This is a genomic window from Pontibacillus sp. ABV4_188, assembly GCF_056311905.1.
This window is the reverse complement of sequence record NZ_CM149975.1, coordinates 4,001,049-4,013,215: the sequence shown is the minus strand read 5'-3', so window position 1 is coordinate 4,013,215 and position 12,167 is coordinate 4,001,049. Positions and strand designations below refer to the sequence as shown.

At 40.8% G+C, this 12,167-nt stretch carries 8 protein-coding genes and 1 riboswitch; of the genes, 5 read left to right on the top strand and 3 right to left on the bottom strand.

Going from position 1 to position 12,167, the window contains the following annotated elements:
* Window positions 1-141: 141 nt before the first annotated feature.
* The gene (gene desA / locus ACYX4O_RS20005; protein WP_474835876.1) at window positions 142-1,197 is read right to left on the bottom strand and encodes a Delta(5) desaturase DesA; all 1,056 of its coding nucleotides are present in this window, start codon (window positions 1,195-1,197) and stop codon (window positions 142-144) included.
* A gap of 259 nt (window positions 1,198-1,456) precedes the next feature.
* Here desA and ACYX4O_RS20000 point away from each other — a divergent pair, with 259 nt between their 5' ends.
* Window positions 1,457-2,791: a dipeptidase gene (locus tag ACYX4O_RS20000; protein ID WP_476353498.1), complete on the top strand. Its 1,335-nt coding sequence runs from the start codon at window positions 1,457-1,459 to the stop codon at window positions 2,789-2,791.
* Window positions 2,792-2,865: 74 nt separating this feature from the next.
* Here ACYX4O_RS20000 and ade read toward each other — a convergent pair whose 3' ends face one another.
* Window positions 2,866-4,608, bottom strand: a complete 1,743-nt coding sequence (gene ade, locus ACYX4O_RS19995; RefSeq protein ID WP_476353497.1) for an adenine deaminase — start codon at window positions 4,606-4,608, stop codon at window positions 2,866-2,868.
* Between the two features lie 148 nt (window positions 4,609-4,756).
* Window positions 4,757-4,858: riboswitch (purine riboswitch) on the bottom strand.
* Window positions 4,859-5,054: 196 nt separating this feature from the next.
* Here ade and ACYX4O_RS19990 point away from each other — a divergent pair.
* Window positions 5,055-6,248: a class I SAM-dependent rRNA methyltransferase gene (locus tag ACYX4O_RS19990; RefSeq protein ID WP_476353496.1), complete on the top strand. Its 1,194-nt coding sequence runs from the start codon at window positions 5,055-5,057 to the stop codon at window positions 6,246-6,248.
* Window positions 6,249-6,481: 233 nt separating this feature from the next.
* Here ACYX4O_RS19990 and ACYX4O_RS19985 read toward each other — a convergent pair whose 3' ends face one another.
* Complete coding sequence (locus tag ACYX4O_RS19985; RefSeq protein WP_476353495.1) at window positions 6,482-7,543, bottom strand: NAD(P)/FAD-dependent oxidoreductase; 1,062 nt, start codon at window positions 7,541-7,543, stop codon at window positions 6,482-6,484.
* Window positions 7,544-7,931: 388 nt separating this feature from the next.
* On the opposite strand from ACYX4O_RS19985, the gene glgB reads away from it, so the two are divergent.
* The 3 genes from glgB to glgD are packed head-to-tail and all read left to right on the top strand — an operon-like array spanning window position 7,932 to window position 12,103.
* Window positions 7,932-9,824, top strand: coding sequence for a 1,4-alpha-glucan branching protein GlgB (gene glgB / locus ACYX4O_RS19980; RefSeq protein ID WP_476353494.1), 1,893 nt, complete (start codon window positions 7,932-7,934; stop codon window positions 9,822-9,824).
* Window positions 9,821-10,981, top strand: a complete 1,161-nt coding sequence (locus tag ACYX4O_RS19975; protein WP_476353493.1) for a glucose-1-phosphate adenylyltransferase — start codon at window positions 9,821-9,823, stop codon at window positions 10,979-10,981. The genes glgB and ACYX4O_RS19975 overlap by 4 nt, the downstream gene beginning before the upstream one ends.
* A gap of 15 nt (window positions 10,982-10,996) precedes the next feature.
* Window positions 10,997-12,103 carry a glucose-1-phosphate adenylyltransferase subunit GlgD gene (gene glgD / locus ACYX4O_RS19970; RefSeq protein WP_476353492.1) on the top strand — a complete coding sequence of 369 codons (1,107 nt, stop codon included), beginning with the start codon at window positions 10,997-10,999 and terminating at the stop codon, window positions 12,101-12,103.
* Window positions 12,104-12,167: the final 64 nt, after the last annotated feature.

Genomic DNA, 12,167 nt, shown 5'->3' with positions numbered 1-12,167 from the left:
ATCTTACTTCAGTTTTCCCTGTCACTTATAGCCTTTTTAAGCGTTTTTGGACAACAGTTGTTAGCGGGAATCTGATCTTGGACTGCTTTGTTTAAACTCTAGAAAAAAGACCCCAACCAAAGTGGAAGGGATCTTGGTTTCTTATTTTTCTTGTAGAGTAGGACGCTTCTGCCCGAGCATCGATTGTTCCTTCGCTTCTTTTAAGCGTGTCTTTGCCTCTTTGAAACTTACGAACGTTTTGTTCTTAGTGTCATAAAGACGGAAACGAATCGATTCTAAGCTCGTTTTAAGTGTAATCGTAGTAGCATGTTCTAATGGTGGTGTAGCATCGTGTGCTTTCTCTAAATTATAATTAGGGACTCTTGGGCTTAGGTGGTGCACGTGATGAAAGCCGATGTTTCCAGAGATCCATTGTAATACCTTAGGAAGCTTGTAATACGAGCTTCCGTCTACGGCTGCTTTTACAAAGTCCCATTCGCTTTCCTCTTCAAAGTAAGAATCTTCGAATTGGTGTTGGACATAGAATAACCAGATACCAAGCATACCCGATACATATAATATAGGCAGGTTAATAATTAGGAACGCCTGCCAGCCGATTGCCCAAATCATCAAAGAATACAGAATGACAATAGCCACATTCGTAATATACGTGTTCATGCGCTCTTTCTTTTTCGCACCTTTGCGATTAAAGCGATTGGCTATTAGGAACAGGTATAGTGGGCCAAGCCCGAACATCACTAATGGATTACGATACAAACGATATGCAAAACGCTGTTTGAAAGATGCTTCTTTATATTCTTCAATGGTCATTACCCAAATATCGCCTGTGCCTCTTTTGTCCAGGTTACCACTTGTCGCATGGTGGATATTGTGATCGCGTTTCCATTTCTCAAATGGAAACAGTGTAATAATACCGGCTATTGTGCCAATAATCCGGTTTGCTTTTTTGTTTTTTAAGAAGGATTGGTGTGTGCAGTCGTGAAAGATAATGAAGATTCGTATGACAAATCCACCAGCAATCATGGCTAATGGAATAGTAGCCCATACAGAAATCTCCAAGCTAAGATACGCTAGATACCAAACCAGGATAAATGGAACAAATGTGTTAATCATTTGTTTAATACCAGCGTTTGAATCAGGCTTTGCGAAAGCCGCAACACTCTTTTTTAATTCTTGTTGTTGTTTTTTTTGATTCATATGATAACTCCTTCAAGCAAGCTTATTGATTGAACTGTTCCTCTAATAATAAATGAACAGCAAACTCTTTATAAGACATAAACGTCAGGTGGGATATATGACATTTGTCATGGTTTGTCTTCCTTTTTGAACCAATTTATTTTATGTTTTGTATTATGTTTAAAATCATGCAACCAATCTCAAACTAAAAGCGGGGTCTTCGAGGTATGAAACGTTTTCTTGTTATAATAAGGGTAAGACATACAGAGGAGGTTGGGTCATGAAGCATAATGAACAATACATAAATGAACTTAATGAATTCTTAAAGATTCCGAGCATCTCGTCTATGCCAGAACACAAAGAAGATGTGAAACAAGCAGCCGAGTGGTTAAAAGAGTCTCTACAAAAAGCAGGGATCGAGAACTTGGAGGTTATTGAAACAAAGGGGCATCCGATTGTCTATGGCGATTGGCTTCATGCGGAAGGGAAGCCTACGGTACTAATCTATGGACATTATGACGTTCAACCTGCTTCTCCGGAGGAACTTTGGGAAACGCCTGCATTCGAACCTACAATACGAGACGATAAGCTCTATGCTAGAGGAGCAACTGATGACAAAGGACAGTTGTTTATTCACGTTAAAGCTGTAGAGAAGCTGATGCAAGAAAATGGTGAATTACCGGTTAATGTGAAGTTCTGTATTGAGGGAGAAGAGGAAATGGCCAGCCCAAACCTGCCTCCATTTATTGAAAACAATCAAGAAAAATTAACTGCAGATGCTGTTTTAATATCGGATACCTCCTTTATTGAAAAAGGGCAACCTGCTATTTGTACATCTCTGCGCGGGGCCTTAGCTATGGAGCTTAACCTGAAAACAGCGAATACGGATCTTCATTCCGGTGTTTACGGGGGAGGAGTTCCAAATGCGATTCACAGTCTAGTGAATTTGTTAGACTCCTTCCACGATGATCATGGAAAAGTTGCTGTAGAAGGTTTCTATAATGGGGTGCAGAAGCCTACCTCACAACTAAGAGAAGAAGTAGCTTCTATTCCTTTTGAAGAAGAAAAGACGAAAAGGGAACTAGGATTAGAGTCTTTCTACGGAGAAGAAGGTTTTACGTTCCAGGAGCGTACAGGAATTCGTCCTACTCTCGAGATTAATGGATTGGCCGGGGGTTTTCACGAAGAGGGATTTAAAACGATTGTACCAAGTGAAGCTCATGCGAAGATAAGTTGTCGTCTTGTAGGGGAACAAGACCCTGAAGAAGTTTACGAGGCAATCTTAACCCATTTAGATAAACATAAACCAGTAGGGGCAAGTTTTGAAACGAAGAAGCTAATAACCGCGAAACCTGTTTCACTCGACTCAAATAATCCTATGATTCAAAAAGCAGCCGCTGCTTATGAACAGGTTTACGGGGTGGCTCCTTTATTCCCTAAAGAAGGCGGTTCAATCCCGATTGTAGAAGTGTTCTCACGAGTGCTGCGTTCCCCGGTTGTGATGATGGGCTTTGGTTTACCATCAGAAAATTTACACGCACCAAATGAACATATCCATTTAGAGAATTTCACGAACGGAATTGAAACGGTTACCACTTACTTGAAATCACTATAGCCTGAGAAAAGGAAGGCTCTTTCTGAATCTTATTTCAGAAAGAGCCTTTTTATCGTTTATCTTTTTATAAAGCTTTAGGAAGACTTGGAATGGGCTGATTGGATCGGGATGTGTTGACCTAAGTTGACATCGAATAGTCCCATGTCGGTAATCTTTAATGATGGAATAACGGGTAACGTTAAAAAGGAAAGAGTCAAAAATGGATTGAACGAGCCTCTAAATCCAAGCGTTTGAAGGGAGTGCTTCACTTCTTTTAAAGAATGGTACACGGTTTCAAAAGATTCAATAGACATGAGTCCTGCAATAGAAAGGGAAACTGAGGACAGAGTCTTTCCTTCTCTGACAACAGTGAGCCCTCCATTAATTGTTTGTAGCGATTGGATGGCAGCAAGGATGTCTTCATCATTTGTTCCAACAGCTACAATATTATGGGAGTCGTGGGCAATGGTGGTTGCGATGGCACCGTATGCTAACCGAAACCCTTTTACGATCCCTACCCCTATATGCCCGGTTTTGTGGTGACGCTCTACCACAACTACTTTCAAGAGGTCATTTTCTGTTGATGGTTGAAAGGATCCGCCTATGACATCAACACTTGTACTTACATGATGGGTAACTAAATTATTTGGGATGATCTCGATTACATTTGTGAGTTGTGAAACATCTATAGGAATCTGTAAGTCTGTTTCATTTATTTCAGGTATGGATATCGTATTCGTTAAAGTGGACGTTGCTGCAGTAGAATGGCCTGCCTTAGAAGATGGAGGAAAGGTCACTCTTTCGCCACCCTTATATACGTCAGAAATGGTGACATCCTTTAGGTCATCCAATAATACAAAGTCAGCAGCATATCCTGGTGCAATAGCTCCCTTATGGGTGAGACCATAGCACCTGGCAGCATTCAATGTTGCCATCTGAATGGCTTGAAGCGGAGGAATCCCCTGCTGAATAGCGAGACGGATATTATGATCAATACTTCCTTCATCTAGCAAGTCATCGATGTGTTTATCGTCAGTGCAAAAGAGGAAACGATGGACGTTACTTGGAGTGACAGCTTGAATAAGAGAAGAAAGGTCTTTAGATACAGAGCCTTCCCTGATCATGACATACATTCCTCTCCTTACACGTTCAATGGCTTCTTGAGCGGTTTTACACTCATGATCGGTATCAATACCAGCTGCACGATAGACGTTAATCGCATTTGTATCCAACCCAGCGAGGTGCCCATCAATTTTCATAGGAGTTTGCATGGTTAGTTTATCTATCACATCTGGAGAAGCTTGACGCAAAGATGGATAGTCCATCATTTCTGCGAGGCCTAAAACGCGAGGGTGGGCTAGATAAGAACGGAGCTCCCCTGCTAATAACGTAGCCCCGGCGTGTTCAAAAGGCGTTGCAGGAACGCAGGAAGGGAGCATAATGAATGCATCTAAGGTAAGCCCTTCTGAATTCTTAATCATAAAGTCTAAACCGTCGGTCCCTGAAACATTAGCGATTTCATGTGGATCAGTAATGACAGATGTAACTCCGTGAGGCAAAACGACTTTCTCAAATTCTGATGGGGGCAACATGGAAGATTCAATATGAACATGGCCATCGATAAAGCCAGGACACATGTATCTTCCCTCTGCATCAAGCGTTTCTTTACCTTCGTAACTACCAATACCTACAATGAAGCCGTCTGTAATTGCGACATCCTCTTCAAAAACCTCTAAATTATACACATCAGTAATACGAGCGTTCTTGATAACGAGATCAGCTTTCTTGTCTTGATTGGCTATAGAGATATGGTTTGTGATGCTTTTGTTCTGTGTCATCTTGTATGCCTCCTCCATAAATAGAACCTGTTAACATTTTAATCCGGTTAGTATCTTTGGGGATAAGCCAATAAATTAAAAAAACTCTAGCTATAGCTAGAGTTTGACAGAGAAAGCATAAGTGTTAGGTATACAGAAGATAAACGTATACGTATCTTATGTCTCTCGTAGTCAAACCATTTACGGTAGTTTGGTAGAAACTTATGGACCTTATCTCCAAGATTATACGAAAGTTCTAAATTCGGTTTTAAGTTAACGTATATTTTATAAATGTTTCATATGTTTGTCAACGACCGGTTTAAAGATCCCAAGCCAACTGTACCCATTCACTCTTTCTTCTGATATGATGGGAAACATCGGTATGAAACGGATGAAACAGCGTAATAATTTGAATAAGCTAGGTTCATTAAAAGCAGGTACACATTTCTAGCAGATTGGGTGAGTTGATGAAGAAAGAAATTAAATTAAAGATAAAGCAAGACTCCGCGAAAAAGATTAAAGATGGTTTCCCTTTGATTGAAAAGGAAGCCCTAACAAATGCTGAAGTTCTTAGCGAAGAAGGCCAAATACTACATTTAATGGATGAGCGTGGTCGTTTTATAGCAAAAGGATACTACGGAGAACAAAATAAAGGGTATGGATGGGTGCTAACAGAGCAACAAGAAGAAGCCATTGACCAGTCGTTTTTTGAAAAGAAGATTAGGGTGGCTCTTCAGAAACGAAGCGGCTTTTTCCAAGATGACTCCACAACAGCTTTTCGAGTCTTTAATGGTGAAGGAGATGGCGTAGGGGGATTAACGATCGATCACTACGAGTCTTTTTACGTGGTGAGTTGGTACAGCGAAGGGATCTACGCTTTCAAGAATCAAATTCTAAAGGCTTTACAGCAGTTGGTTGAGTACAAAGGAATCTATGAGAAGAAGCGATTTAACACAGGCGGGAAATATATCGACGACGATGATTTTGTAGCAGGAGAACGCGGCGAATTTCCTATGATCGTTAAAGAGAATGATGTTCAATTTTCCGTTCATTTAAATGAAGGTCCTATGACAGGGGTGTTTTTAGATCAGCGTGAGGTGCGTAAGAAGATTCGCGATCACTACGCAGAAGGAAACACGGTACTAAATACCTTCTCCTACACAGGAGCATTCTCTGTATTTGCTGCCCTTGGAGGAGCCCTGAAAACAACAAGCGTTGACTTGGCTAATAGAAGTTATCCGAAAACAGTGGAGCAATTTAGCATCAATGGAATTGACTATGAAGCACATGATATTAAGGTGATGGACGTCTTTGAATACTTTAAATACGCCGTGAAAAAACAGTTAACCTTTGATATGGTCGTTCTCGATCCCCCAAGCTTTGCACGTTCTAAGAAACATCGCTTTAGCGCTGCAAAAGATTATAAAGATTTACTGAAACAAGCCATTGCCATTACAGAAGACAACGGCGTAATCGTCGCCTCAACAAACTACAGTGGCTATGGCATGGGGAAATTTAAAGGATTTATTGAAAAAGCCTTTAAAGAAACCGGGCATCGTTACAAAATTGAAGAACAATTTACCCTGCCTTCAGACTTTGCAACGACCAAAGCCTATAAACCAGGAGATTACTTGAAAGTGGTCTTTATTAAGAAGCTATAAGCCTGCATTATGGTCCGTTACGGAATAGAGGCTAGGGATTGCGGGGGGACAACTCGCTTTCCTGCGGAAAGCGAGTTGTTCCAAAGACACCCCAACCACTCCATATCTGCAGACGCCCCCATCCTTTTTCGGTGTCTCAGTTTAGAGTCATCCACATGGAAGATCAACAAGAAACATCAATAGCGCCTAAAATAAAGACGCTTAGAGTATTCTATACTCTAAGCGTCTTTAACTTAGTGGCGTCTATGAAGCCAGAGTACACCTGATTTTGCTAGGCGTGGTAATAGCCCTGTTACTGGTTTTTGCATCATGTTTCCGAATCCATCTGATTTTCCTAAGGAACCAAGAGAACCTTTTAATTTGATCTCTTTTGGCTTGTCCGGCTCTTTTCCGTGATAAAGGGCTAACAAAATGGATGCAATGTGTTCTCCTTGTTGGCCTGCTAATTGGCCGCTAGGAGAATAATTCGATGAAGCGCAATCCCCAACGATGTAGACATTAGGTTGTTCAGGTACTTGATAGTAATCGTTGATAATGATCTTCTCTTGGGGATCCTTCTCGAATGGTAAAGCACGAACAAGGTGGTTGGGTCTTACACCTGCTGTCCAAATGGTTACGTCATTTACAAAGCATATGCCATTATTACATACGCCATCAGGTTCCACATATTCCACATTAGCGTGGTGAATGACTTCAACATCATTTCGTTTGAACCAATCTTCTACATACTCTTGAATTTTTGGATCGAAAGGACGTAGAACGGTTTCTCCTCGGTCCAATAAGCGAATATTTAAATCGGGGCGACTTTCACGAATTTCAGATGCCACCTCAATACCGCTTAACCCTGCTCCAACTACAGCTACTTTTCCATGTGCGTTCAGGTTTCCAACTTCAAACCCGGCTTTCCTTGCCTTCTTAAACGTTTGTACACTTTGCGTATATTCATGAGCCCCTTGTATGCCGTGATAGTTATCCTCACACCCAAGTCCAATGACGAGATCATCGTATGGAACAGGATCCGTGTGTTCACGAACAACAATTTGTTGATCACGGATATTAATCTCCATGACCTCTCCAAATACATAATCAACTTGATCATGTTCTGGAAAATCAATACGAACTTCTCTATCTGCTTTCGTCCCAGCGGCAATGGCGTAAAATTCGGTCTTAAGTGAATGGTAAGGATTTCGGTCTACCATTGTAATTTGTACGTCTTTTGGTAACCCACCTTCAAGTATATCTTGAAGAATCTTTAAACCACCGTAGCCGCCACCGACGATGACTAATCTTTTCATAACGAAACACCACCAATTCGTATTCACTACTAAACTATTAGAAAACGCTTTCCCTTTTAAAGGGTATCAAAAACAAAAAAGGAAGACTAGCAAAACTATCAGAAAATTGAAATGCAACTGTAATATTTTATTAAGGTGAGGAATAAAGAGTCTCTGTTCTCTAGAATAGAGTAGGTTCAAAGAAAATTTGAGAGCGTTTCCCTAAAAAGTGATAGGAGTAAACATTTTTCGACAAAACTTTCAGAAATTTTTAACAAATATTAATTGTAATGGACTTGGGTGGATTCTATAATAACAATAAGCATAGATTGTAAGATGTTTTACAAATAAAAAATCCTCTTACTATAGAGAGAAAAGGGTGAGTGATAGTTTGGTCACTTCGACAACCATGGATCACGATATCTACTTATTTCACCAGGGAAATCTACGGTTTGCCTATCAACTTCTTGGTGCACATATGGAACAACAAAATGGGCAAAGCGGGGTGCGCTTTACCGTTTGGGCGCCGAATGCGGTAGAGGTAAATGTGGTCGGAACATTTAATAACTGGGATGGACGACAACACCCTATGGAGAAATTGAATGAAAATGGCCTGTGGTCTACATTCATTCCTGATTTACAGAAGGGCACCATTTATAAATATGAAATCTTAACGCCTCATGGGCATTTACAATTGAAAGCAGATCCTTATGCCTTTTCAAGTGAGTTACGCCCCAATACGGCTTCTGTTTTACACCCTCTCGATCATTACGAGTGGAATGATCAGTTATGGATGAACGAAAGAAACGAAACCAACCTTTATGAATCACCTATTTCGATTTACGAGCTTCACCTTGGATCTTGGAAAAACATTGAACCAGAAGTGTTTTATACATATCGGGAGTACGCAGATATGGTCATTCCGTATGTAAAAGAACTAGGTTACACACACATTGAACTTCTGCCTCTTACAGAGCATCCCTTTGATCGTTCATGGGGCTATCAAGCAACCGGATATTTTGCTGTAACCTCTCGTTACGGAACGCCTGATGATTTTAAATATTTTGTAGATCAGTGCCACCAGAATGGGCTTGGCGTTATTCTAGATTGGGTTCCCGGGCACTTCTGTAAAGACCAACATGGCTTACGCAGATTTGATGGAGAACCTCTCTATGAATATAGCGATCCTAAGAAAGCTGAGAAGTCACAATGGGGTACTCTTACATTTGATTTTGGCCGCAATGAAGTTCAAAGTTTCCTGATCTCTAATGCGATCTATTGGTTAAAAGAATATCATTTGGATGGTCTTCGTGTAGACGCTGTTGCCAGCATGCTCTATCTAAGTTTTGGTAAAGAAGATGGAGAATGGGAGCCGAATGAGTACGGAGGAAGTGAAAACCTCGAGGCGGTGTCTTTTATCAAAAAGATGAACGAAGCCATATTTGAAGAGGTACCGAATGTCCTTATGATGGCAGAGGAGTCTACTTCGTGGCCATTGGTCAGTGCCCCTACGTATGTAGGAGGACTTGGCTTTAATTATAAATGGAATATGGGCTGGATGAATGACATGTTGAAGTACATGGAGATGGATCCGATCCATAGGAAATACCACCATAACTTAATTACGTTTTCCTTGTTTTATGCTTTTTCAGAGAATTTTGTGTTGCCGATTTCCCATGATGAGGTCGTTCATGGTAAGAAATCGTTGCTCAATAAAATGCCTGGAGACTATTGGCAGAAGTTTGCTAACTTACGTGCGTTCTTAGCTTATATGTACGCCCATCCAGGTAAGAAGCTTTTGTTCATGGGATCGGAATTTGGTCAGTTTGATGAGTGGAAAGACTTAGAGGATCTGGATTGGGAGCTGCTCAATTTTGATGCCCATGCATCTACTAAGCAATACATGAGTGACCTTCACAACGTTTACAAAGATCATCCAGCTTTATGGGAGATGGACCATAAAGAAGAAGGCTTTGAATGGGTTGATCCGAATAACTATGATCAAAGTATTGTCTCATTTATTCGTAATAGCCGTGCAGATGACCAGTTGGTCGTGATCTGTAACTTCACACCAGTTGTTTATCACGATTATAAAGTGGGGGTACCGACAGAAGGGGTCTACGAAGAAATATTCACAAGCGATGCTGTTCAATATGGTGGCTCAGGTCAGGTGAATGATCGGTCACTTCATACGGCTTCTATACCGTGGCAAGGTCAGGGGCAACACGTCACGATGACCATTCCGCCACTTGGTGTAAGCTTCTTGAAAAGAACTTCTTTACTAGAGGAGGACAAGTCTTGAAAAATAAAGAATGTGTAGCAATGTTGTTAGCGGGTGGTCAGGGAACGCGGTTAAAGTCTCTAACGAAGGAATTGGCTAAGCCGGCTGTGTTTTTTGGTGGAAAGTACCGAATAATTGATTTTCCTTTAAGTAACTGTACAAATTCAGGTATTGATACGGTCGGGGTCCTGACCCAATATGAACCCTTAATTTTAAATCATTACCTTGGTATTGGATCATCTTGGGATTTAGATCGGAAATATGGCGGTGTTTCCGTTTTACCACCTTACATGCAGTCTGAGGGCGGTGGATGGTACACCGGGACAGCGAATGCAATTTACCGCAATTTAAAATTCCTCCACCAGTATAATCCGGAGCATGTTTTAATTCTGTCAGGTGATCACATTTATACGATGGATTATTCCTTAATGCTTGATTATCATAAAGAGCAAGACGCAGATGCTACTATTTCTGTAATCGAGGTGCCATGGGAAGAAGCAAGTCGATTCGGCATTATGAATACAAATGAGAATGGGGACATTGTCGAGTTTGATGAAAAGCCTGCATACCCCATGAGTAACTTAGCTTCTATGGGGGTTTATATCTTTAAGTGGGACGTGTTGAAGGAGTACTTAACTGCTGATGATGCTAAGTCCGATTCCTCCCATGATTTCGGAAAAGACATTATCCCTGCTTTACTACAGGATGAGAAGAAGTTAAAAGCCTATACGTTTGAGGGGTATTGGAAGGATGTCGGTACAGTCGATAGCTTATGGGAAGCCAATATGGACTTACTGAAAGAAACGCCTGATTTAGATTTGAATAACTCTTCGTGGAGAATCTATTCAAAAAATCCGAATCAGCCCGCTCAGTACTTAGCCTCAACATCTCGCGTACGTAATGCGCTTATTAATGAAGGTTGTAAAATTTATGGAACAGTAGATACGTCCATTTTATTTTACGGTGTACATGTGGGAGAGGGAGCGGTTGTAAAGGATTCTGTGATTATGCCGAACGTAAAAATAGGTAAAAATGTACAAATCCACCGCGCTATTATTTCTGAGGGTAGTGTTATTGAGGACAACAGCGTGATTGGTGATCCTACGCCTAGCAGCGAAATAACACTTGTTGCTGAAGAAGGAAGCGTTATGGCAAACAGTTATGCAATGACTCAATAAGTAGGGGGAAATGTGATGGAAAGAATAGCGGGTATTATTAATTTGGATCACGAACAGGATATGTTAAATGAGTTAACTTATTTCAGGTGCGGAGCGGCTGTTCCTTTCGGGGGACGCTATCGAATGATTGATTTCACTGTATCAAACATGACAAATTCACGCATTGAGTCTATTGCCGTATTCGCTCGTCGAAAATATCGTTCTCTAATGGATCATCTTGAACAAGGAAAAGCATGGGATCTCGACCGTAAGCGTGGTGGATTATTTATCTTGCCACCTGACTGGAATGACCCAACTGATATATCAAAAGGTGACCTTCAGCATTATCATAATAATATCGATTTTTTACGTCGAACTTCAGCAGAATATATACTCGTTTCAGGATCTCAACACATTTGTAATATCGATTTCCAGGAGGTGCTGAAAGAGCATAAGGAAATGGATGCAGATGTGACTGTTATTTATAAAAAGGCCGATGAAATGATGCCTGAATATCAATTGGCTCAGAAGTTGAACATTGGAGAAGGAAATCGAGTAGAAGCCTTTCACAACGAGCATTATAATCCGAACGTTTACATGGAAATGTTCCTCATTAAAAAGAATGTGTTACAAGGTTTAGTGGAGAAAGCTATTGCACATGGACATTCCCACTTTTTCCGCGATGCCATTAAAGATCAATTACCTACAATTCATGTCCACGCCTATGAATACAAAGGCGCACATGCCCTTGTAAACTCATTAGAGAGTTATTACCGAAACAGTACGAATTTATTAAAAACAAAAGAGCATGATCGTCTGTTTAAAGATGATGCACCTATTCTGACGAAGGTGAAAAATGAAGCACCCTCGAAATATATGCACGGCTCTGATGTGAAGAACACATTAGTCGCAAATGGTTGTGTAGTAGAAGGGCATGTGGAAGATAGTATCCTCTTCAGAGGGGTAAAAGTAGGCAAGGGGGCTGTCATTAAAAACTCTGTCATCATGCAACGGTGTGAAATTGCAGATCATGCAGTATTAGAAAATGTCATCCTTGATAAAGATTGCACCATCACAGAAGGCAAAACTCTTATTGGTGCACCTGAGAAGCCATTTGTTGTAGCAAAGCGCAAAACAATGTAAAAGGATAAGGCGGGGCTGCCTGGACTCCATTTCGGCAGTCCCTTTATTGTTTTCTATACATTTT